At 66.9% G+C, this 21579-nt stretch carries 18 protein-coding genes, 1 tRNA gene and 1 pseudogene; 5 read left to right on the top strand and 15 right to left on the bottom strand.

The window, feature by feature from the left end; all coding sequences use genetic code 11:
- Nucleotides 1-6 precede the first annotated feature (6 nt).
- On the bottom strand, nt 7-1098 hold the full coding sequence (locus RS901_RS01710) for a glycosyltransferase family 4 protein (protein WP_316151098.1): 1092 nt from the start codon (nt 1096-1098) through the stop codon (nt 7-9).
- On the bottom strand, nt 1095-2384 hold the full coding sequence (locus tag RS901_RS01705; RefSeq protein WP_316151097.1) for an O-antigen ligase family protein: 1290 nt from the start codon (nt 2382-2384) through the stop codon (nt 1095-1097). The genes RS901_RS01710 and RS901_RS01705 overlap by 4 nt, the downstream gene beginning before the upstream one ends.
- A 356-nt stretch (nt 2385-2740) precedes the next feature.
- On the opposite strand from RS901_RS01705, the gene RS901_RS01700 reads away from it, so the two are divergent.
- Entirely contained in the window at nt 2741-3565 is an 825-nt protein-coding gene (locus RS901_RS01700) for an META and DUF4377 domain-containing protein (protein ID WP_316151096.1), read from the top strand.
- A 68-nt stretch (nt 3566-3633) separates the two neighbouring features.
- Here RS901_RS01700 and RS901_RS01695 read toward each other — a convergent pair whose 3' ends face one another.
- From RS901_RS01695 to RS901_RS01670, 6 genes are all read right to left on the bottom strand, one after another.
- Complete coding sequence (locus RS901_RS01695) at nt 3634-5151, bottom strand: TolC family outer membrane protein (RefSeq protein WP_316151095.1); 1518 nt, start codon at nt 5149-5151, stop codon at nt 3634-3636.
- A 76-nt stretch (nt 5152-5227) separates the two neighbouring features.
- Entirely contained in the window at nt 5228-5551 is a 324-nt protein-coding gene (locus RS901_RS01690; protein WP_013957704.1) for a rhodanese-like domain-containing protein, read from the bottom strand.
- Between the two features lie 13 nt (nt 5552-5564).
- The gene (locus tag RS901_RS01685; RefSeq protein WP_316151093.1) at nt 5565-6218 is read right to left on the bottom strand and encodes a protein-L-isoaspartate O-methyltransferase; all 654 of its coding nucleotides are present in this window, start codon (nt 6216-6218) and stop codon (nt 5565-5567) included.
- A gap of 113 nt (nt 6219-6331) precedes the next feature.
- Nucleotides 6332-9568: an efflux RND transporter permease subunit gene (locus RS901_RS01680; protein ID WP_316151092.1), complete on the bottom strand. Its 3237-nt coding sequence runs from the start codon at nt 9566-9568 to the stop codon at nt 6332-6334.
- A gap of 11 nt (nt 9569-9579) precedes the next feature.
- Entirely contained in the window at nt 9580-10692 is a 1113-nt protein-coding gene (locus tag RS901_RS01675; protein ID WP_316151091.1) for an efflux RND transporter periplasmic adaptor subunit, read from the bottom strand.
- A gap of 2 nt (nt 10693-10694) precedes the next feature.
- On the bottom strand, nt 10695-11510 hold the full coding sequence (locus RS901_RS01670) for a TetR/AcrR family transcriptional regulator (protein ID WP_316151090.1): 816 nt from the start codon (nt 11508-11510) through the stop codon (nt 10695-10697).
- Nucleotides 11511-11778: 268 nt separating this feature from the next.
- On the opposite strand from RS901_RS01670, the gene RS901_RS01665 reads away from it, so the two are divergent.
- From RS901_RS01665 to RS901_RS01655, 3 genes are all read left to right on the top strand, one after another.
- Nucleotides 11779-12084, top strand: coding sequence for a YkgJ family cysteine cluster protein (locus RS901_RS01665; protein ID WP_316151089.1), 306 nt, complete (start codon nt 11779-11781; stop codon nt 12082-12084).
- A gap of 41 nt (nt 12085-12125) precedes the next feature.
- Nucleotides 12126-12686 carry a DUF1439 domain-containing protein gene (locus RS901_RS01660; protein ID WP_316151088.1) on the top strand — a complete coding sequence of 187 codons (561 nt, stop codon included), beginning with the start codon at nt 12126-12128 and terminating at the stop codon, nt 12684-12686.
- 78 nt (nt 12687-12764) lie between these two features.
- Nucleotides 12765-13646, top strand: a complete 882-nt coding sequence (locus RS901_RS01655) for an undecaprenyl-diphosphate phosphatase (protein ID WP_316153344.1) — start codon at nt 12765-12767, stop codon at nt 13644-13646.
- A gap of 69 nt (nt 13647-13715) precedes the next feature.
- Here RS901_RS01655 and trmB read toward each other — a convergent pair whose 3' ends face one another.
- The 7 genes and pseudogenes from trmB to RS901_RS01620 form a co-directional block, all read right to left on the bottom strand.
- A complete protein-coding gene (gene trmB, locus RS901_RS01650) occupies nt 13716-14504 on the bottom strand; it encodes a tRNA (guanosine(46)-N7)-methyltransferase TrmB (RefSeq protein ID WP_316151087.1) in 789 nt (262 codons plus the stop codon).
- A gap of 219 nt (nt 14505-14723) precedes the next feature.
- Nucleotides 14724-15701: pseudogene (locus RS901_RS01645) on the bottom strand (type II toxin-antitoxin system HipA family toxin).
- A gap of 410 nt (nt 15702-16111) precedes the next feature.
- Complete coding sequence (locus RS901_RS01640; protein ID WP_316151086.1) at nt 16112-16399, bottom strand: helix-turn-helix transcriptional regulator; 288 nt, start codon at nt 16397-16399, stop codon at nt 16112-16114.
- A 447-nt stretch (nt 16400-16846) separates the two neighbouring features.
- Nucleotides 16847-16921: transfer RNA gene (locus tag RS901_RS01635), tRNA-Gly, on the bottom strand.
- 98 nt (nt 16922-17019) lie between these two features.
- Nucleotides 17020-17880 (bottom strand): transglutaminase family protein, encoded by an 861-nt coding sequence (locus RS901_RS01630; RefSeq protein ID WP_316151084.1) that lies wholly within the window; start codon nt 17878-17880, stop codon nt 17020-17022.
- Nucleotides 17881-18010: 130 nt separating this feature from the next.
- The gene (locus RS901_RS01625; RefSeq protein ID WP_316151083.1) at nt 18011-19405 is read right to left on the bottom strand and encodes a PhoPQ-activated protein PqaA family protein; all 1395 of its coding nucleotides are present in this window, start codon (nt 19403-19405) and stop codon (nt 18011-18013) included.
- Between the two features lie 100 nt (nt 19406-19505).
- Nucleotides 19506-20498: a LysR family transcriptional regulator gene (locus RS901_RS01620; RefSeq protein ID WP_316151082.1), complete on the bottom strand. Its 993-nt coding sequence runs from the start codon at nt 20496-20498 to the stop codon at nt 19506-19508.
- A 90-nt stretch (nt 20499-20588) separates the two neighbouring features.
- On the opposite strand from RS901_RS01620, the gene RS901_RS01615 reads away from it, so the two are divergent.
- Complete coding sequence (locus tag RS901_RS01615) at nt 20589-21578, top strand: tripartite tricarboxylate transporter substrate binding protein (protein ID WP_316151081.1); 990 nt, start codon at nt 20589-20591, stop codon at nt 21576-21578.
- Nucleotide 21579 lies beyond the last annotated feature (1 nt).

The following is a 21579-nucleotide window of genomic DNA, read 5'->3' as shown; positions in this document are numbered from 1 at the left end:
CGGTGCTTATCCTGGTGCCCTGACCAGGGCATCCCACTGCAGGGCAAGCCGCTCCAGCGTGAAATGGCTTGCCTTGTGGCGGCCACCGGCGCCAAGGCGGCTCGCCAGTTCCGGTTGGCGGATCACCGTCAGCAGCGCCTTGGCCAGCGCATCGGCATCATCCGCGGCAACCACCAGCGCATCCTGCCCCGGGGTGAGCAGTTCGCGGGGGCCGGTCTCGCAATCGGTCGATACGATCGGCAGGCCAAAAGCCATCGCTTCGATCAGCACCAGCCCGAATCCCTCATAGCGCGAACTCAGGCAGAAGACCGATGCACGCCCGTAGGCCTGCGCCGGATCCTGGCAGATACCCGGCAGGCTGGCCCGGTCTTCCATTTGCAGCTGGCCGATCAGTGCAGTGAGGGCAGGGCGCTCTTCGCCTTCGCCGTGGATGACCAGTTGCCATTCCGGTTCCGCTTCCGCCACCTTCTGCCAGGCGCGCAGCAAGACATCGAAGCCTTTCGCCGGAACCAGCCGGCCCATGGCCAGCACGGTCTTCTGCATGCGTGGCGCGGGTTCGGCCGGCATCGGAAATGGCAGCGGATTCGGCAGGCAGACGACTTCGCTGCGCGGTCGCAGAGCCTCAAGCCAGCGGCGGCGGTCCCGCTCTGTCAGAACGACTACCTGCCGGCAGAACTGCGCGGCCAGTCGCCGTGCCACCTTGCGCGCCGGCTTGCCAAGATCCTCGTCGAAATGGCAATGCTCCCACGCGATACGGTGCAGGCCCAGGCCAAGGGTGGCAGGCAGCACGAAGAGCTCGAGCATGGTGTCGACCTGTACCAGCACATCGATGCGATGCGCGGTGCAGTGCCTGCGGATGCCGGCGACCGTGGCGAAGTAGGCGCGTTTGAAGGAGGGTCGTTGCGCGTACAGCGCTTCATGGCGCACGCGTGGATGCAACGGAAACTGGCTGGCAGCGTCCCAGAGGCTAAGGATGGTGACATGATGGCCAAGCTCGGCCATCGCATTGGCGATGGTTGCGGTCATCCGTTCCGCGCCGGCCATCGCATTCAATGTACCGGTCAGGAAGCCGATGTGGCGTCGTGAGTCCTGGCTCAACTGGCCGCCCGCGCGGGCAAAGCGTCCTTGCGCGCAACCACGTAGGCGAAGCACACGGCCATGATCAGGCTGTAGAAGGCATTGACCAGGGTCGTGCCGAACATGACCTCGGTCAGGCCGAACACCATGAAGCCGCAGCACAGGGCCAGGCCCATGGCGCTGGCAACCTGCGTGCCCCGGTCTGCATTGCCAAGGTGGCGCAGGAAGAAGGCGGCCGGTACCAGATACAGGGCAAGGATTGCCAGTAGACCCGGGATGCCGAGCGTGGCCGTAGCATGCAGGAGTTCATTGTGTGAATGCGGCATGGTACCAGCCAGCGGGGAGATCACATGCTGCGCCGCAAGCGCTTCCAGGGTCTGCTCGAAGTTCTCCGGCCCCACGCCGGTCCAGGGGTGAGCCTGTATCAGTTCCAGTGAGGCTCTCCACAGCTGTAGCCGTATCCCGATCGACGTGTCCGGTGTTACATGGTGATCAAATTGAGACAGTTCGGATACAACCTGTGTCGTGCGCTGCTGCACCCAGGTGCTGCCGAACCACGTGAGGACCATGAGACCAACCAGTCCGGCCAGTGCAGCGGCCTTGTGCAAGCGGGTCAATCTGCGTGATGCTGCCAACGCAATCAGCGCAAGCACGGGGATGGCGAGCCAGCCGCCACGCGTGCCGCTGGTGTATGAGGCGTACAGGCCGGCAAAGCCGGCCAGCAGCTTCAGGCCCGATTGCAGATAGTCTCTGGGGCGATCCCATCCAATTGAAATCAGGGCGAGTATCCCCATCAGCATGGAAAGATTGCTAAGGGGAATGATATTGGAGAACCCTACGTGATCCGGGCGACCGGCAGCTGCCGCCTCGTGAATCCAGACGGCGGAAAGCAGTGCGCAGGCCACGAAACCCCACTGAACACTCCGCATCCCACCCCTGCCAAGCCGTACCATCCCAAAAACCAACGGAATGAACAAAGCAAAGCGCAGGTACAGGTAAGAAACATGCAGCTCCTCTGCCCCCGCCAGCAGTTGCTGCAGCAGCACCGCAAGCGGCAGCGCCGCCATGGCCAGCATGAACAGCCAGTATCGGCGCAGCAGCGCACCACATTCCGCCAAGCCCGCACGCCCGCCGGCAACGAGAGTGCAGGCGCTCCAGCCGAGCAGGAGTCCGTAGCAGATATTGCTGAGCGTCGGCTTGACAAACATCAGCGCGGGGAACGCCGCCAGGACGGCGCAGGCGGCCAGGTAGAAGGTTTTTTCGATCCCGTGAGATTGGGATCTCTGCAATCTCATCATCAAGTGCATGGAGGAGCATTCCGATGGAAGGGTTTGTTCACCCGGGGGTGTGCCGTTCCATCCATCATTGTTATCACGGCCTTTTGAGCGGCGGAGCCCTTCGGTCACATTGCTGCGCCAGGCGGGGCGATTATATCGGATGGCCGTGGTGGTATTTCTGAATCTCCCGCATCCTAGCCGCCTGGCGTGGCGGGCGCGTTACAGGATGTATGTGCTTTATTGATTACTTTAATGGCGACGGAGCGCAGGTCGCTTGCTAAACTAACGGCTGCAGCAGGGTGCACCGTTCGGCATTCGCGATGGCATACCTGCCGACTGCACAAGCCGTGCGGCCGTTCTTACGCGGCTTATCACAGGAGCTCTTCATGCACAGCCGTACCTGCCTGCTTCCCTTTGCTCTGCCTGCCCGCGGCGCGGCCGCTTTGCTGGTGGCAGCCATGCTCGGGGCCTGCACGACCGCGACGGCACCGGACCTCCCCTCCGCCGGCACCAACCTCAACCAGACGCAACCCTCCGGCCCCAGCCGCTGGGAACTGGTGCGCTGGCAGCAGCCCGACGGCGCGCTGCGCGATATCCCGCACGGCGACAACGGCCAGCCCATCATTTTTGAGTTCAATGAGGGCATCGATGCCGCGCAGGGCACGGTCAGCGGCACCAGTGGCTGCAACCGCTTTGCCGGCAGCTATGGCAAGACCGATACCGGCATCCGCTTCGACCGCATCGCCGGCACGCGCATGGCTTGCCCGCCGCCGCGCATGGAACTGGAATCGGCGTTGCTCAAGGCGATGCAGACGCCGTTTGCCACGGTCGGCACGCAGCCTTCGGCGGGCAGCACGGGCCGGCAGATCATCTGGAAGACTGCCAGCGGCGACCTGCTGCAGTTTGTCGAGCGCGAAGGCCTGGGCAAGCGCGGTGCGAGCGTGGAGGCCGGCGGCGTGGAAAGGGTGGTCTATATCGATTCGCAGCGCGTGGAGTGCTCGGGCGTGGGCAAGATGACGTGCTACCGCTGGCGCGAATCGCCGGAGGCGCCGTGGCAGCTCTGGTATGGCCCGATCGAGGGGCTGGACTTTGAGCCGGGCGTGGCCTACAAGCTGCGCGTGCGTGAGTACCAGGTGCCGAACCCGCCGGCGGATGCGTCGTCGATCCGCTGGCAGCTGCTGAAGGTGGAGTCGCGTACGCGGGCGAAGTAGGGCGCGACGCCGTTCATGCAAATGGGCCGCAATTGCGGCCCATTTGCGTTGCGGCGTTCTCCGGAGGATCAGGTGCGCGGTGCGCCCGCGGGCGTGGCTTCGCGCCGCGTGCCGCGGCGCTCGACCGAGGCGCGCGGGGTTGCCGGGGCCCTGGCGCCGGCCTGTGCCGGCGCGGGCAGCTTGTACAGCGCGCCCGGCGACGACGTCAGCAAGGTGTTGATCTGCACCACGTCGGCTTCCTGCAGCACGCCGGTGGAGGCCTTCAGCCTCAGGCCGTTCATGATGGTGTCGTAGCGGGCCTTGGCCAGGTCGCGCCGGGTGGAGAACAGTTGCGCTTCGGCGTTCAGCACGTCGATATTGATGCGCACGCCCACTTCATAGCCGAGCTGGTTGGATTCCACCGCGCTGGTGGCCGAGCGTTCGGCGGCTTCCAGGGCCTTGACCTGGGCCAGGCCGTTGGACACGCCGGAGTAGGTCTGCCGGGCCGTCTGCGCGGCGGTGCGGCGCGCGAATTCCAGGTCGCTGGCGGCCTTGTCGGCCAGGGCCAGGGTCTCGCGCACGCGCGACTGGACCTGGCCGCCGGCGAAGATCGGCATGGTCAGCTGCACGCCGATCTGCGAGGCGTTGTAATGGGTGGAGATGGCCTGCGTGGCGCTGCCGGTCTGGTTGGTGAAGCCGTATGAGGCCACCAGGTCGACCGAGGGCAGGTGGCCGGCCTTGGCCTTGTTGGTCTCGCGCTGGGCGGTTTCCAGGTTATAGCTGGCCAGGTTCACCTGCAGGTTGCTGGTCTCTGCCTGCGCGGCCCAGGCGTTGACGTCGGGCGGCTGCGGGCCGGGGATGGGCGCCTCGCGGCGCAGGCCCAGCACTTCGTCGACCGGCTTGCCGGTGATCTGCTGCAGCGTGGCGCGCTTGATCTCCAGGTCGCTCTGCGAGGCGATCTCGGTCGAGGTGGCCAGGTCGTAGCGGGCCTGGGCGTCGTTGGTGTCGGTGATGGTGGCGGTGCCGACTTCGAAATTGCGCTTGGCCTGCTCCAGCTGCTCGGAGATGGCCTTCTTCTGCGCGCGCGCCAGGTAGAGGTTGTCCTGCGCCGCCAGCACGTCGAAGTAGGCCTGCGCGCTGCGCGTGATCAGGTCGAGCTCGGCCTGGTGGAAGCTGACTTCGCCCGCCAGCGATGCCAGCTCGCCCTGCTTGTAGGTTTCCCAGCGGTCCCAGCGGAACAGCGGCTGGCTCAGCTGCAGCTGCCAGTTGTTGTTGTTGAAGAAACGCGTGCCGGAGGCGCTGGGCGAGCCGCCGATCGGCAAGGAGGCGGTCTGGTCGAGCTTGGTGCGGTTGACGCCCGCGGTGCCGACCACCTGCGGCAGCAGCCCGGCGCGGCCCTGGGGCAGCTTCTCGCGCGTGGCCAGCAGCTGCGAACGCGCACCCGCAAACTGCGCGTCATTGGCTTGCGCATCGCGATAGACCTGCAGCAGGTCGGCCGCGCTTGCCGGTGCCGCCGGCATCATGGCCAGCAGCGGGGCAAGCAGGGAAACCGCGATCGCCAGGCGTGTCCGGATCACTCCGGGCAGGGCGTTGGGCGCAAACGTCATGAAAGCTCCAGGTTGCCGGGGCGCGGGCCGCGGCTACAGTCGATTCTTCTTGGTGTTGCTGTGCTGGACTGCCGCTTCAGTACTTCGGCATGGCCGGATCGACATCGCTGGCCCAGGCGTCGACGCCGCCGGTCAGGTTGTAGACCCTGGCGTAGCCCTGGCGCTCCAGGTAGGCCGCCACCTGCATGCTGCGTGCGCCGTGGTGGCAGATGCAGACGATGTCGGCGTCTTCGTCCAGTTCGGCCGCGCGCGCGGGGATGTCCCGCATCGGGATGTGGGTGATGCCGGGCATGGCGCAGGTCTGCACCTCCCAGCCTTCACGCACGTCGAGCAGGACCGGTTTGGCGCGGCTGGCGTCGGCCAGCCACTGGGCCAGTTCGGCCGCTTTGATGACCTGCATGGTGTGTCCGTCCTCAGAACTGGAATTGCGACGGCCGGGCCGCGCCCTGCAGGGGCTTGACCGCGGTTTCGAACAGGTTGACGACCTGGTATTCGGTCTCGGACACGCGCGTGACCAGGCGCGCTTCCATCACCGGCAGCTCGCCGATGAAGGCGGCGATTCGGCCGCCCACCTTGACCTGCGACAGGATCGACTGCGGAATCGCCGGCAGCGAGCCCGAGATGCAGATCACGTCGTAGGGCGCGGCGGCGCTCCAGCCGTCGGCGGCGTTGCCTTCGGCCACGTCGACGTTGGTGATGCCGGCGTTGGCCAGGTTGGTGCGGGCCAGCTCGACCAGCGCGGGCACGATGTCCACGGTCAGCACGTGGCGCGCGCGGTTGGCCAGCAGGGCGGCCATGTAGCCGGAGCCGGCGCCGATTTCCAGCACGTTCTCATGCTTGCGCACCGCCAGGTCCTGCAGGATGCGGGCTTCCACGCGCGGTGCCAGCATGTTCTGCCCGGCGGGCAGCGGAATCTCCATGTCGACGAACGCCAGCGAGGCGTACGCGGCCGGGACGAACTGCTCCCGCTTGACCACCGCCAGCAGGTCCAGGATTTCCTGGTCCAGCACGTCCCACGGGCGGATTTGCTGTTCGATCATGTTGAATCGGGCTTTTTCGAGATCCATCTTGCCATTCCTTACCAATGCCAACCGCTATCGGTCTGTGCGCCGGCCGCGCGGTGCCACGGCCGGACAGTCTTATCAAACCCTTTATTTTAACCTTGCAGACGCCGCCAGGCTCATTCCGCGCTGGCATCCGCCGGGGCCGGCCGGTCCGGTGCCGCTTGCCGGCCGGGTGCGGGCTGGGCGTGCGCTGCTGGCTCGCTGGCCGCCTTGCCTTGCCACAGCCGGCGCAGCCAGGCCCCGAAATCATCAAGATACGTATAGATCACCGGTACCACCACCAGCGTCAGGATCGACGAGGTAATGATCCCGCCGATCACGGTCTGGCCCATCGGCGCGCGCTGCTCGGAGCCTTCGCCCAGGCTGAAGGCCAGCGGCACCATGCCGAAGATCATCGCCAGCGTGGTCATCAGGATCGGGCGCAGCCGCACGCGCGCGGCCTCCACCAGCGCCGCCTCGCGCGACAGCGGCTGGCGGCCGTCGGCGCCGTCCACATGGCCCTGGCGCGCCTGGTTGGCGAAGTCCACCAGCAGGATCGCGTTCTTGGTCACCAGCCCCATCAGCATGATGAAGCCGATGATCGAGAACATGTTCAGCGTCGAGCGGAACAGCAGCAGCGCCGCGAACACGCCGACCAGCGTCAGCGGCAGCGAGGTCATGATGGCGATCGGCTGGAAGAAGCTGGCGAACTGCGAGGCCAGGATCATGTAGATGAAGATCACCGCCAGCGCCAGCGCCGACACGGCGTAGCCGAAGGACTCGTTCATCGACTTGGTCGAGCCGCCAAAGCGGTACTTGTAGCCGGCCGGCCAGCTCATGCCGTCCAGCGCGGCCTTGACGTCGCGTGCGACTTCACCGGCCGAGCGCCCGGCCACGTTGGCGGTCAGCTCGACCTCGCGGTTCAGGTCGCGCCGGCTGATCTGGTTGGCGCCGGTGGTCGGCACCAGCTCGGCGATCTGGCGCAGCGGCACCATCCTGGGCGAGCCGTCGGCGTTGGTATGGCTGCTGGCGATCATCAGCGCGCTCAGGTCCGCCATGCCGGTGCGCGCGTCCTTGGGCAGGCGCACGCGCACGTCGTAGTTCTCGTCATCGGGGGCGCGCCATGAGCTGATGGCGTCGCCTGCCAGCAGCGGGCGCAGGGCATTGCCGATCTGCGCCACGCCCACGCCCAGGTCCGATGCCAGCTCGCGCCGGATGCGCACCTCGATGGTGGGGCGGTCGTCCTTCATGCTCGAATCCAGGTCGGCCAGGCCGCGGATCGCTTTCATGCGCGTGCCCGCTTCCCTGGACAGGCGGCGCAGTTCGTCCAGGTCATCGCCCTGGATCGATACCTGGATCGCCTTCTGGCCGCCGGCGCCGTCGGGCATGCCCACCATCGTCAGCGTGATGCCGGCAATGCCCGCCAGGCGCTGCCGGACCAGCGGGTTGAGCTGCGCGGTGGACAGCTGGCGCGAGCGCCGCTCGGTCAGGCGCACCGATACCAGCGCATTGTTGCGGCCCGAGGCATTGCCCGAGTTGATGGTGGCGTAGGTGTAGGCCACTTCGGGGAAGGACTTCAGCGCGGCTTCCACCTGCCGCACCTTGGCTTCGGTGACTTCGATCGAGGTGCCGACCGGCGTGGTGAAGCCCACCTGGGTCTCGCCCAGGTCGGCATTGGGCACGAATTCCGTGCCGATCAGCGGCACCAGCGCAAAGCTGCCGAAGAAGGTCACCGCGGCGATGATGGCGGTGGCGAGCCGGTGCTTCAGCGCCCAGCCCAGCATGCCGGCATAGCCGTTGCCAAGCTTGTCCATCTTTGCCGAGAACCAGTCCAGCAACCGCCCCAGCGTGCGCCCGTACCAGCTCTTCTTGTTGCCGGTGCCGTGCAGGTCCGGGTCGTGCCAGACCGACGACAGCATCGGGTCCAGCGTGAACGAGACGAACATCGAGATCAGCACCGCCGCCACCACGGTGATGCCGAACTGGTGGAAGAAGCGCCCGATGATGCCGCCCATGAAGCCCACCGGCAGGAACACCGCCACGATCGAGAAGGTGGTGGCCAGCACCGCCAGCCCGATCTCATTGGTGCCGTCCAGTGCCGCGGTGCGGTGGTCCTTGCCCATCAGGTTGTGGCGCACGATGTTCTCGCGCACCACGATGGCATCGTCGATCAGCAGGCCCACGCACAGCGACAGCGCCATCAGCGTGATCACGTTGAGGGTGAAGCCGCACATATACATCACGCCGAAGGTGCCGATCAGCGCAATCGGCAGCGTCAGCCCGGTGATCACGGTGCTGCGCCACGAACCCAGAAACAGGAACACGATCGCCACCGTCAGGAAGGCCCCTTCCAGCAGCGTCGATCGCACCTCCTTGACGCTGCTGCGGATGCCGCGCGCGGTGTCGTTGACCACGTTCAGCTGCACGCCGGCCGGCACCAGCTTGCGTGTTTCCTCGGTCATGCGCACCAGGCCGTCGACGGTATCTACGGTGTTCTGGCCCTGTGCCTTCACCACCGACAGGAACAGCGCGCGCTTGCCGTCCAGCAGCGCCAGGCTTTCCTGCTCTTCCTGGCCGTCGCGCACGTCGGCAATCTGGCCCAGCGTGACCGGCTGGCCGGCGCGGCGCGCCACGATGATCTGGCGGAACGCCTCCGGCGTGGGCACGCGGCCCTTGATCTGCACCACCGTTTCCGTGGCCGAGGAGCGCAGCTCGCCCGCGGGCAGTTCCTGGTTCTCGTTGCGGATGGCGTTCATCACCTGGTCCACGCCGATCCCCAGCGCCTCGAGCTGCGCGGGCCGGATGCGGATCTCGACCTCGCGCTTGGTGCCGCCCACGATATTGATGGCGCCCACGCCGCGCACCGTCTCCAGCCGCTTGCGCACGATCTGGTCGGCGATGGTGGTCAGCTCGCGCTGGCTGCGGGTGGCGCCCGGTGCGTTGGAGACCGAGAGATAGAAGACCGGCGCGTCCGACGGGTCATAGCGCAGCACGCGCGGCTCTTTCACCTCGTCGCGGAACTGCGGGCGGATCAGCGCGATCTTGTCGCGCACGTCCTGCGCGGCCTGGCCGACGTCGACGCTCAGGTCGAACTTGATGACGACGACCGAAGTGCCCTGGTATGAGTGCGAAAAAATCTCGTCGATGCCGGAGATGGTGTTGACGATCTCCTCGACCTTGCGCGTGACGTCGGATTCCACCGACTCCGGCGCGGCGCCCGGGTATTCGGTCTGCACCACCACCACCGGGAAGGTGATGTCGGGGAACTGGTCGACCGGCAGCCGCTGGTAAGAGAACAGCCCCACCACGATGAAGGCCATCATCATCATGGTGGCCAGCACCGGGTTGCGGATCGACAGGCGGGTGAACCACATGGCGCGGGTCCTTACGCCTTGACGCGCTTGACCTGGCTGCCGCTGCGCAGCGTGCCAAGGTTGTTGCGGACGATCTCGGTGCCGGCGTCCAGCCCCGAGACGATTTCCACCATGCCGCTGGCCTCGTCGCGGATGCCAAGCTGCACCGGGCGCTCGGCCAGCGTGTCCTTGTCGATGGCATAGACGAAGGCGCGCTCGCCTTCCGTGCGCACCGCCGAGGACGGCACCGCCACTACGCCGGCACGCTCACCCAGCACCAGCGCGCCGCGCGCGAACATGCCGGCGCGCAGCTTCTGGTCTGCATTCTCGACGCGGATATAGACCATGATGCTGCGCGTGCCCTGGCTGACGGCCGGGTTGATGCGCACCAGCTTGCCGGTAAAGCGGCCGGCGCCTTCCACCTCCAGCGCCACCGGCTGGCCGACCGCGGCGCGCGCCACGTCCGCCATCGGGATCGGTGCTTCCAGTTCCAGCACGCGCAGGTCGACTAAGTCGACCAGGCGCGTATCCGGCGAGACCTTCTCGCCCGGCTGCACCGCGCGCGCGGCCACCATGCCGTCGAGCGGCGCCTTGACCACGGTGTCGGCCAGCGCTTTCTGCGCCACCGCCAGCCCGCCCTGGGCCGCGTCAAGGTTGGCGCGGGCAACGTCCAGGTCGGCCTGGAACTTGTCGAACGCGGTCCTGGAGATAAAGCCCTTGCCGACCAGCTCGCGGTTGCGCTCCCAGGTCTGGCGCGAGTTCTCGAACTGCCCGCGCGTGGCCAGCATCTGGCCGCGCGCCTGCGCGACCTTGGCCTCGTACTCGGTGGGATCGATGCGCACGATCACCTGGCCGGTGCGCACCGGCTCGCCTTCACGTACCAGCACCGCCTTGACCTCGCCCGAGACCTTGGCCTTGACCGAGGCCTGGTTCAGCGCACGCAGGCCGCCCGACAGCGGCAGCGACACCCGGAGGTCCTGGCGCGCAACGCTGACCAGGTCGGTCTGCAGGAATTCCACCACGTTGATGGCGGCCTGGGCCGGCGCCTGCGGCTGGCGCGCGCTGCCGGCCTTGCGCACGGCGACCGTGGCGGTCAGCGCGATGGCGATGCAGGCGGCGGTGATCAGCAGGGTCTTTCGCGTCATGTTCAGGGGCCGGGTCGCGGCGCAGGGGGATCGGGCTCAGTGTCGGCTTCCATGGCGGCTGCGCGTTGCGCCAGCATGTCGTCGCGGATGCGTTCCCAGATATAGGGGCCGGTCTGCGGCGGCAGCGGGCGATTGCGCGCGTCGCCGGTGGTGAGCCCGAACAGCAGCGTGTCCAGCAGGCCGTCCAGGAAGGCCTCCGGGTCGATGTCCTTCTCCGCGGTGGCGCGCAGCGCGCGCTGCCACAGCATCAGGAACACCAGCGGCGCACAGACCAGCGTCGTGGTGGGGTTGGCCGGCAACGCGCGGAATTCGCCGCGCGCCACGCCGCGGGCCAGCACCTTGGCGAACAGCTCGTCGCCCGGCATCATCACTTCCTGGTTATAGAAACGGGCGATGTCCGGGAAATTGGCCGACTCGGCCATGATCAGCTTGGTCAGGCCCGCCACCGGCGTGGCGCCGATCAGGCCCCACCAGCCGCGCAGCAGCTCGCGCAACAGCTCGGGCGTGCTGCCGTCGTAGGCGTCGACCAGGTCGGCGCCGCGCGCCAGTGCCGGCACCAGGTTCTCGCGTACCACCGACTTGAACAGTTCTTCCTTGTTGGCGAAGTAAAGATAGACCGTGCCCTTGGACACGCCGGCCGCAGCGGCCACGTCTTCCAGCCGCGTGGCCGCATACCCGCGCTCCACGAAGAGGTCGAGCGCCGCAGCCACCAACTCTTGCGGGCGGGCGGCCTTGCGCCGGCTCCAGCGCGGGGTGTCGGCGTCCTTGTGCGGATCGGCGGGCGTTTTCACGGATGTCTTGCGGGCACTGCGGGGCACGGGGGGGGGGTCGGAAAGTTAATAACTTGTGGGTCAGTAATGTAGATGAGCGTCATGAGGGGGTCAAGCACAGGCCGGCGACCCTCGGGAACACACCGAGGCGGCACTGAGGCTAAATTGCGGCATGTGGCTCTTTATGCGCTTTTTACGGCGGTGCCCGGGCGCGGCTTACTGCGTTTTCCTTTTCTTACAGGACGGCAGCGGCCCTTCGGGCACAATGTCCCCTTCTGCTGGCCGCCTGGCGGCCGCCCATCCTGAAACCATCGCCATGAGTTGCCGGTCAGACCTTTCCTGCCGCGCGGGCTGCGGCGCCTGCTGCATCGGCCCGTCGATCGCCTCGCCGCTGCCCGGCATGCCTGCCGGCAAGCCGGCGGGCGTGCCGTGCGCGCAGCTGCTGCCGGATATGCGCTGCGCGGTGTTCGGCAGGCCGGACCGGCCTGCGTTCTGCGGCGGCCTGAAGCCGTCGGCCGAGATGTGCGGCGATTCGCGCGATGCCGCGCTGCACTGGCTGACCCGGCTGGAAATCCTGACCGCGCCGCAGGCCACGCCCGGGCGGCCTGGTGCGCGCGCATGACGCCTGGTACGCGACCCGACTATCCCACAATCGGAGGCAATATGATCCGGACTTCCCGACGGCGCTGGCTTGCCGCGGCTGCTGCGGCCACGCTGGCCGTGGGCCTGGCCGCCTGCGGCGCGTTCCGCAATGAATACACCTTCTCGCAAAGCGAGCTGCAGGCGGCGCTGGAGCGCAAGTTTCCGTTCAACAAGCGCTATATGGAGCTGTTCGACATCCAGCTGGCCAACCCGCAACTGACGCTGGACCCGGCGCGCAACCGCGTCAACGTGCAGTTTGACGCCATGATCGACAACAAGCTGTTCTTCAGCCGGGCTCTGACCGGCCGCTTTGCGCTGGACAGCGGCCTGCGCTACGACGAGCCCACGCGCTCGGTGGTGCTGCAGGACCCCGAGGTGCAGCGCTTCGACGTGCAGGGCATGCCCGCGCAGTTCTCGCGCCAGCTCAACGCGCTGGGCGGCATCCTGGCCGAGCAGCTGCTGCAGGGCTATCCGCTCTATACCTTCCGCGAAGACCAGCTGCGGGTTGCCGGCATGAATGTGGCACCCGGTACAATCACCGTTTTGCCTGACGGCATCAACGTCAAGATCAACCGTCCCTGACCGGGGCGCTCAAACAACAATCCAGGCGGCCCGGCGCGCATGCCGGGCAACGCCCATGACCACGTTTCTCCGTTCCGCATGGAAATTGCACTTGCCCTGAAAGCCGTGATACTCGGCATCGTCGAAGGACTGACCGAGTTTCTCCCCATCTCCAGCACCGGCCACCTGATCCTGGCCGGCCAGCTGCTCGACTTCAATGACGAGAAGGGCAAGATCTTCGAGATCGTGATCCAGTTCGGCGCGATCCTGGCGGTCTGCTGGGAATTCCGCGCGCGCATCGGCAACGTGGTGCGCGGCCTGCGCGCCGAGCCGCTGGCGCAACGCTTTGCCGTCAACGTGGTGGTCGCCTCGGTGCCGGCCATCGTGCTGGCCTTAATCTTCGGCAAATGGATCAAGGCCCACCTGTTCAACCCGATCTCGGTGGCGCTGGCCTTTATCGTTGGCGGCGTGGTGATCCTGCTGGCCGAATGGCGCGACGCGCGCCGCGGCACGGTCTCGCATCCGCAGGGCAATGCGCTGCTGGAGGCCGCCAAGGCCGGCGCGCCGCGGATTGAATCGGTCGATGACCTGAACTGGCGCGACGCCCTCAAGGTCGGCCTGGCGCAATGTTTCGCGCTGGTGCCGGGCACCTCGCGCTCCGGTGCCACCATCATCGGCGGCATGCTGTTCGGGCTGTCGCGGCAGGTGGCCACCGAGTTCTCGTTCTTCCTGGCGATCCCGGTGATCTTCGGCGCCACCGTCTACGAACTGTACAAGGCGCGCGCGCTGCTCAACGCCGACGACCTCGGCATCTTCGCGGTGGGCTTCGTCTTTGCCTTCCTGTCCGCCTTCCTGTGCGTGCGCTGGCTGCTGCGTTTCGTCGCCACGCATGACTTCAAGCCGTTTGCCTGGTACCGCATCGCCTTCGGCATCGTGGTGCTGGTGACCGCATACTCCGGCCTGGTGTCCTGGCACGCCTGAGTGGGTTTGCCGCAGGCAACAAAAAAGCGTGGCAGCTGCCACGCTTTTTTGTTTGTCGGCTGCCAGCGCTCAGGCGCGCTTGCGGAAGACCACGTCCCACACGCCATGCCCGAGGCGCACGCCGCGCCGCTCGAACTTGGTCACGGGCCGGTAATCCGGCCGCTCGGCAAAACCGTCCGCAGCGGTCGAGGTGTTCTCCAGCAACGGCTCGCCCGACAGCACTTCCAGCATCTGGTGCGCATATTCTTCCCAGTCGGTCGCGCAATGGATATAGCCGCCCGGCTTCAGGCGCGCGGCCAGCACCTTCACCAGCGGCGGCTGCACCAGCCGGCGCTTGTTGTGGCGCTTCTTGTGCCAGGGGTCGGGGAAGTAGATATGCACGCCGTCCAGGCAGTCGTCGGTCAGCATATGCGCGATCACTTCCACCGCATCGTGCTGGAGGATCCGCACATTGCCCAGTCCGCGCTCGTCGATCAGCTTGAGCAGTGCGCCGACGCCTGGCTCATGCACCTCGCAGCCCAGGAAGTTGTCTTGCGGCCGCAGGCCTGCGATATGCGCGGTGGTCTCGCCCATGCCGAAGCCGATCTCCAGGATCGACGGTGCCTTGCGGCCAAATACAGCCTCCCAGTCCAGTGGCTGTGGCGCGTACGGCACCATCATGCGCGGCCCGACCTCGTCGATGGCACGCTGCTGCCCGGTCGAGGTCCGCCCCGCGCGGCGCACGAACGAACGGATGCGGCGCGGATGCGCAACGCCTTCAGGATCGGCAGGAGAGGGTGCGGACGATTGTCCGGCGCTGTCTACCGGCGCGGCGTCGTCAGCCGGCGTCGGTTCGGTGCTGGGGTCTTGGGGAAGCATGGCAACAAAAAAGCCGCCGGGCAGATCACCGTAATGGTGGCAAAGGCGGCTTGTCTCGGCTGGAAGTGGAGCGGGCGACGGGGGCGTCAGCTAACCCATAACCCATTGAAAAAATTGCGTTTTCCCCAGGCTCTAGACCGGGGGAGGCCAGATTATGGCCCTGTTCCGCCCGGCTTGCAAGATAACGCACCAGGGGAGGTTGACAACCCGGCACATCCACTATGCGCGGCGCAACTCACGCTCAAGTTCCGGGCTGGCGATGTCGGACAGGGGGCGAATGGCTTGTCCGAGGATCTTGATGAGTGCCGGGTCCGCCCCCTGGGCCTCGAAGACGGTCTTCCATTGCCGCACGGCGCTCCAGACCCGGCGGATCACTGCAAGGGCGGCGGGCCGGTCCTGCACGAATGCCGCAAACTCGCTCATCGCGTTGTCCAGCGTGGCGAGTTTGCCCTGGCTGCCGATGCTCAGATGCAGGCGCCGCTCCTGCGATACCGATGGTTGGGGCACGACGTCGTACAAGGGGCTCAGCCGCCAGCCCCGCGGTCGCGCATCGTAAGAGAAGGCGTGATTCCTCAGGTGGTCGTCATCATTGGTCACGAAGATATTGAGCACCATCTGGGCGAAGAGCTCCGCGTTGTCCGCCGCAATGCAATCCGGATGGACCTGCTCCCGGATGGCTTGCGCCAGGTCCTTGTAGCCCTTGGCGATCGATTCCATTTCCGGGCAGGCCATCAGGGTCAATGCGCTGACCTGTGGGATTCGTCCTTCGGTGAAACCCGCTTGCGGTTCTGAGTCATAGCCGCGTTCCATTGCCGGTGGCGGCTCGCCGGCGGGCGCCTAGTAGCGGTCAAACCGGCGGATCAGCAGGACCGGGCTGTCGCCCACGCCCATCACCTGCACCGGGGGGACTGTCAGGCCAGCTGCACGCGCAAGTTCCAGGGTGCCGGCCTCGACGATGGCCATGTTGTAGGTGTCATTCCTGGCGGGGAACTTGGCCAGCCAAAGGATCCCCTTGTCGTCACGCACGGACGCCTTGGGGCGCGCACCGCCAGCCGACGGTGCTCCACCGAGGTAAGGCAGGAGATTTGCCGGTATCGGCCCTCCCGCTTCAACCGCCGCCGCGGCCTGAATCAGGTAGGGCAGGTTCAGCAGATTGCCGGCGGCCGCCCGGGGCGGTGCATCCAGGCCTTCGCGCACGTCGAGCGCGCCGACCCGGTCGCTGCCGGCCTCCAGCAGATAGGTGAATTCATCCAGGCTGTTGGGCGCAGCGCTCAGCCGGGCCTCGATGACGCGCCGCCCCCATGCGTCGGGCGCGGCGTCGCGAATGCCGCCAAATTCCCCGACTCCGGGCAGCGGGTACCAGCGCGTGCCCGGATTCTCGCGAGCCCGCGCCAGGCTCAGCGCGCGTGGGTCCACCTCGAACGCCTCCGGGCGCCTGGCGTAGCGTGTGCCGTAAGCAAAGCTCACGGTCTGCCGGTCGGCCGCCGCCTGCTCGCGGTCCAGCAGCCCGGCCGGCACGAAATGATGCTGGCCCTCGGCCGGGTCGGGGACATGGGCAAAAACGGCCACCCGGTCAGGAATGCGACGGGATGCCAAGGGTGGCCTCCTTAAAAGTCGAGATCGCGCAGTTCGGCCTTGCTCACCGTGCGCACACGCTGCGGCAACTTGCGCGCATGCAAGGCAACCATGGCCGGCACGTCGCCGGCCAGCAAGGTTTGCAGGGAAACATCCGGCGCCATGGCATGCACATAGCGCAGTACCTGCGTCAATGTGCGCCCAGGGTCGCCTTTTTCAATCAGGATCGCGGTGGAACGAGAAAGTCCCGCCCGCGCAGCCACATCTGACTGGCGCAGCTTCAGGCCCTGCCGTAGCTGCGTAATGCGTTCGCCCAGCATTTGCGTTTCGGCAAGGCGGGCGGGTGGCAGCAGGGGAAGTTCATTCCGTTTCATGATGTCTGCAATCGCAGTCCTAAATGGACTTAGAGATTGTGATTGCAGACATCCTATGCCGGCTGGATTTTACAGTCAAGACCGCAATCTCAGTCTTTAATTCACTTAAGGTCTGAGATTGCGATCAGCTGAGCTCTGCGTCGCGCAATCTGGGCTGAGGACAGTACTGGCGCAGCCGGAGGTTCTTCTCCGGGGTCCGGGTGGCCGTCACTTTGCCGCCTATCGGCAGGGCGATCTCGCCGTGCACGGGTCACAAGCGCAAGAAGGCAGCGAAGGGGTTTCCCGTTGGCGGCGGGGGCGAATCAGAGGGGGGCGGGTGGCTCAGGGCGCAGGCCTTGCCGTTATGGAAGGCGCGATCCGAGCGGTATCTTGTCCACGGTATCACGTGGAAAGTGGAGCGGGCGATGGGAATCGAACCCACGTCTTTAGCTTGGGAAGCTAAGGTAATAGCCATTATACGACGCCCGCGAACCCGCGATTCTATGCGGATTTCTGGCGAGGACGCAAGCCGCCAGCTGTGGTGCGGGCAAAGTAAGTGCCTGTGTCAGCACTAACGTCCTGATCCGCTACCACGTCGAAATTGCCTGCGGCGTAAACACCGGCATCCCGATACCAGCCGCCGCATCCGTCAACGGCTCGATTTCCACCGCGGGCCGCTCCGACCTTACCTGGCCGAAGATGGCCGCAAACGGTATGTCCGCGGCATCCCGGCCGGTGCCGATGCGAAGCAGGCCGGTGGGGATCGAGATGCCCGAAGGATCGAGCAGGTACCAGCGGTGCGACAGGTAGACCTCCACCACCGCGTGGAAATCCGGCGCGCCCATGCCTGCATCCGCGCCATAGTCGAGGCTGCTGGACATACGTGCCGGGATGCTCATCGCGCGGCACAGGGCGATCATCAGGTGGGCGAAATCCCTGCAGACGCCGGTGCGTTCCACGATGATGTCGGCAGCCGAGGTGCGTTCGTTGGTGGACCGCGACAGGAAGCGCACGTGATTGCGCACCCACTCGCGGATGGCGTAGACGCGCACATAGCCCCGCAGCATGCCGCCGAACTCGCGGCTGGCGAATTCCATCAGGCGGTCGGATTCGCAGTAGCGGCTTGGTGCGAGGTAGGGCAGCACATCGAAGGGCAGTTCGGCAACGGGCACTTCTGACAACCTGTCGCCGTCTTCCAGGTAGTGATCGATGTCGATGATCGCCTCATAGCGGATGCCGAGGCGGCCCCGGGGCGCGCGCAGCCTGAGCAGCCGGTTGGCCAGCACAGGATCGGTGTAGCGGGCGGTCTCGAGGCCGGGCGGCAGCGTCAACTGCTCCGAGACGACGGACTGCCGGGGCGTGCGGGCGGCTTCGATATTGAGCAGGAAGTCCGCCATGGGATCCATGACCTCATAGGACAGGCTTACTGCGTACCTGAGGCGGTTCATCGGGTGGTCAGCAGGCCGGGGAAAGCCAGCCGGTTCCCTGGGGCCGGAAATTGCGGTGCATCCATTTCCAGTGTAGTGCGGGCCGCCGGCCCTGCCTGCGCCACCGATGCCGCGGCAGGTTCCTGGTGTGCTAGTTCGCAAAGTTCACCAGCGAACTGACAAATCCCTTCCCGCCCGTGCCTTCGTCCTCCACTTCCACGTAGTACGCCAGCCGATACCCATCGCGCAGCGGCAGTCCGGCGGCATACATCTCGCCATCGGTGCGCATCGGCACCGACTCCCACCTGGCCTTGCGCCAGTCGGCGGTGACCGGGTTGTAGGCGTAATAGAGCCGCGCGTCGGCAGGCGCCGCTTCGGCCCTGACGCTCGCCTGCACCGCGAACTGCCCGCCCTGCGCCACCCCGCTGGCTTCGATCGCGGGCAGCTTCCGGCCCAGGAAGGTATGCGCCAGCCACATGCGCCATGCAGCCAGGTGCTTGGCCGAGACACAGGAGTGGGGCAGGTTGTCCACCGCCAGGAAGGCCTTGTCGCCGGACATCTCGGTCAGCATGCTGTTGGGCGTGCCCAGCGCGAAGAACTCGTCGTTGGTGCCGAGCGCGACCAGGAAGCTGGATCGCACCTGCTTGCGCCACATATACGGGTCGAAGTGCGTCAGCATGCGAAAGCCCGTGGGGTTGTTGATCGTGCGCAGCACGGCGTCGGCGGGCTGGAAGCCGGGGCCGGTGCGCTGCTGCGCGGGGCCGCCGACGCCGGGGCCGAACTCGGCGTACTTGCGCGCAAGGAAGTACAGGCTGTTGCCGCCGTAATAGCAGGTGGCCATCACCCCCGCGACGCGGTCAGGGTCGACGCCGGTGGCGATGCTGACGGCGAAGCCGCGCTTGGAGCAGCCCATCAGCACCGCGCGCTCGGTGCGCACGCCGGGCAGGTTGTGCATCAGGGTGATCGCGCGCAGGTAGGCCATTGCGATCGGGTAATAGCCGTTCCAGGTCAGGTCGCCGGTTTCCATCACCTGCTTCAGCGCATAGCCGGTCAGGTCGGATTCGTTCATGCCCCAGTAGTCTTCGGCCGGGTTGGAGAACAGCATGACGGGCATGCCCAGGTCGATGGCGGTGCCTTCGGCGTATTCGGCTTCCGTGTTCAGGCCGGTGCCGGGGATGGTGTGGCGCGGCCAGGCAGGCTCGCCAAAGAACTGCCGTTCGGTGCCGATGATGCCGGCGTGGCCGCCGCCCTGGTAGTCGTCGGGCACGTAGATGCGCGCCGGGTGCGTCCATGACAGGCCCTTCCAGTCCTGGCTGGTGAAGCGCAGTTCGATCACGCGCACGCGCTTGCCGGGGCGCGCGCGGCTGGGCACCACGGCATCGCGGGAAATCACCGGTGCCAGCGTGCTTTCGTCACGTACGGCCTGCATGTCGAAGAACGCCGCCGGCCCGACCGGCTGTGCTTGCGCCGGGGCGATGCCGGGCAGCAGCAGCGACGCAAGCAGCCAGGCCGCTTGCCGCGCAATGCCCATGATCCGTGTTTTCACGATGTCTCCTTCCTGTGATGGGAAGAGGCATTGTCGTGACCGTGGCCATCACCGGCAATTCGCCAGTTTGCATGGCGCCATCACGAATCGATATGACCCGTCAGCGGTGCCGCGCGCGTGCCGGCGGTGCGCCGGTGTCCTGCCTTGTCACCGCTTCGAGGGCTTCGCGCAACCGGATCACGGCGGGCGGCGCCTCGATCTCCGCCGGGGTGATGAAGACCAGCCGGCCCGAGGCAAACGGGGTGCGCAGCCGCACTTCCCGCACCATCGACATGGCCTGGTAGTGGGCCAGCGCCGTGGCCGGCGCCACCGTCAGGAAGCTGCCGGCGGCGGTCATGGCCAGGTTGCTGTGGAACGAGGCCGATTCGATATGCGGAACGGGCGGCAGCTGGCCGGCGTCGAGGAATGGCTGATCGAACACGTCGCGCGTGTGGGTGCCGCGCGGGGGCAGGATCCAGGGGCCTTCATGCAGGTCCGCCAGCGCAACCTCGCGGCGCCGCGCCAGCGCGTGGCCGGGGGCGCAGACCACGGCCAGGTATTCATCGCGCAGCGGGGTGATGTGGACCCTGGCCTTGAGCTGGTCGGTGTCGTCTTTCTGCAGCCGGCCCACGATGCAGTCGAGTTCGCCTTCGCAGAGCATTGTGGTCAGGCCGCCGACGGTATGTTCGCGCACTGCCAGCCGCGGCAGCGCGTCCTGGGCCAGCAGCAGCGCGACCGCCTGCGGCAGCACGTCCACGCCCACCAGCGGCAGCATGCCCAGCCGGACCAGCGGCACTTCCGGGCGCGCCTGCAGCGCCTCGCTGGCGGCGTCGATCGCGCCCAGCACCACGCGCAGCCGCTCCAGCGCGCGTTCGCCCGCGGGGCTCAGCCGGCCGCCGCGCGTGGTGCGTTCGATCAGCTTGCAGCCGAAGGCGTGCTCAAGCTCCTGCAGCATCTTGGTGACGGCGGGCTGGCTGATATGGAGCGCTTCGCCGGCCGCGGTCAGCGAGCCGCTGCATGCTACCAGGTCGAGCAGGCGCAGGTGGCGGATGCGCAGCCGGTCGATCCGGTTGGGAGAAGGGGCGGCGGCGGGGGTGGGGGAGGCGGGACTCATAACAAAGCGTGATGGCGCCATCAAAACTGGATAATTGTTTCGAATGGCCAGGCGCCGGACAATCGGGGCAAACCATGGAGGAGACATGCGATGCATGCCAACGTCGGGCGCCGCCTGCTGCTGAAGTCCCTGCTGGCGCTGCCGGCCGCTGCCGCGCTGGGCAGGGCCGGTGCGGCCAGTCCCTATCCCAACCGGCCGATCCGGCTGGTGGTGCCTTACGCCGCCGGCGGCGGTCCGGATATCCAGACCCGCAAGCTGGCTGAGTTGCTGGCGCGCGAGCTTGGCCAGCCGGTGGTGGTCGAGAACAAGGTCGGTGCAGGTGGCATCCTGGCCGCGGAGTTTGTCGCGCAGCAGCCGGCGGATGGCTACACGCTGATGCTGGGTGCCTCGACCCATGTCACGCAGAAGCTGCTGCAGCCCGGCGCAAAGTTCGACCCGATGGCGTTCACTCACATCATCCGCGTCGGCGTCAGTCCGGCGGTGCTGGTGGTCAGCACCAGCTCGCCCTACCGGAACGTGGCCGACCTGGTCGCCGCGGCGCGCCGCGCGCCCGGCACGCTGAACTACGCCTCGGGCGGGATCGGCTCGGCCGCGCATGTGTCGGGTGCGGCGTTTGCGTCGGCCACCGGCATCGACGTGGTGCATGTGCCGTACAAGGGCTCGGTCGAGATCGTGCCATCGCTGATCAAGGGCGACACGCAGTTCGGCTTCCCGGTGGCGGCGACGGCGATTCCGCAGATCGCGAGCGGCAAGGTGCGGGCCCTGGCGGTGACCTCGGCCAGCCGCGTCGCGGTGCTGCCGCAGGTGCCCACGCTGAATGAGGCGCTGGGCCGCAAGGATCTCGATCTCGATGCATGGAGCGGCATCTGGGCGCCGCCCCATCTGCCCGCGCCGATCGTGGCACGGCTGCATGCCGCGGTGATGCAGGCGCTGGGCGATCCCGGCCTGCGCCGGCTCTATGCCGAGATGGGCGCGGTGCTTGCGCCGACGCCCACGCCTGAAGCCTTTTCGCGGCTGGTGGCCGATGAGGCCACCCGCATCCGCCGGGTTATCGACAAGAACCGCATCACCATCGAATAGG

It is taken from the genome of Cupriavidus sp. BIC8F, assembly GCF_032465815.1.
GTDB lineage: Bacteria > Pseudomonadota > Gammaproteobacteria > Burkholderiales > Burkholderiaceae > Cupriavidus > Cupriavidus necator.
Note: the sequence above shows the minus strand (reverse complement) of the source record. Positions and strands in the feature narration are given on the sequence as shown.

Bases quoted from the DNA above. Each gene is read 5' to 3' on its own strand.
- RS901_RS01705 (WP_316151097.1), bottom strand. From the start codon at position 2,384: ATGCACTTGATGATGAGATTGCAGAGATCCCAATCTCACGGGATCGAA.
- RS901_RS01640 (WP_316151086.1), bottom strand. From the start codon at position 16,399: ATGCTGGGCGAACGCATTACGCAGCTACGGCAGGGCCTGAAGCTGCGC.
- RS901_RS01665 (WP_316151089.1), top strand. From the start codon at position 11,779: ATGAGTTGCCGGTCAGACCTTTCCTGCCGCGCGGGCTGCGGCGCCTGC.
- RS901_RS01695 (WP_316151095.1), bottom strand. From the start codon at position 5,151: ATGACGTTTGCGCCCAACGCCCTGCCCGGAGTGATCCGGACACGCCTG.
- trmB (WP_316151087.1), bottom strand. From the start codon at position 14,504: ATGCTTCCCCAAGACCCCAGCACCGAACCGACGCCGGCTGACGACGCC.
- RS901_RS01660 (WP_316151088.1), top strand. From the start codon at position 12,126: ATGATCCGGACTTCCCGACGGCGCTGGCTTGCCGCGGCTGCTGCGGCC.
- RS901_RS01620 (WP_316151082.1), bottom strand. From the start codon at position 20,498: ATGAGTCCCGCCTCCCCCACCCCCGCCGCCGCCCCTTCTCCCAACCGG.
- RS901_RS01675 (WP_316151091.1), bottom strand. From the start codon at position 10,692: ATGACGCGAAAGACCCTGCTGATCACCGCCGCCTGCATCGCCATCGCG.
- RS901_RS01655 (WP_316153344.1), top strand. From the start codon at position 12,765: ATGGAAATTGCACTTGCCCTGAAAGCCGTGATACTCGGCATCGTCGAA.
- RS901_RS01615 (WP_316151081.1), top strand. From the start codon at position 20,589: ATGCATGCCAACGTCGGGCGCCGCCTGCTGCTGAAGTCCCTGCTGGCG.
- RS901_RS01690 (WP_013957704.1), bottom strand. From the start codon at position 5,551: ATGCAGGTCATCAAAGCGGCCGAACTGGCCCAGTGGCTGGCCGACGCC.
- RS901_RS01700 (WP_316151096.1), top strand. From the start codon at position 2,741: ATGCACAGCCGTACCTGCCTGCTTCCCTTTGCTCTGCCTGCCCGCGGC.
- RS901_RS01630 (WP_316151084.1), bottom strand. From the start codon at position 17,880: ATGAACCGCCTCAGGTACGCAGTAAGCCTGTCCTATGAGGTCATGGAT.
- RS901_RS01685 (WP_316151093.1), bottom strand. From the start codon at position 6,218: ATGGATCTCGAAAAAGCCCGATTCAACATGATCGAACAGCAAATCCGC.
- RS901_RS01680 (WP_316151092.1), bottom strand. From the start codon at position 9,568: ATGTGGTTCACCCGCCTGTCGATCCGCAACCCGGTGCTGGCCACCATG.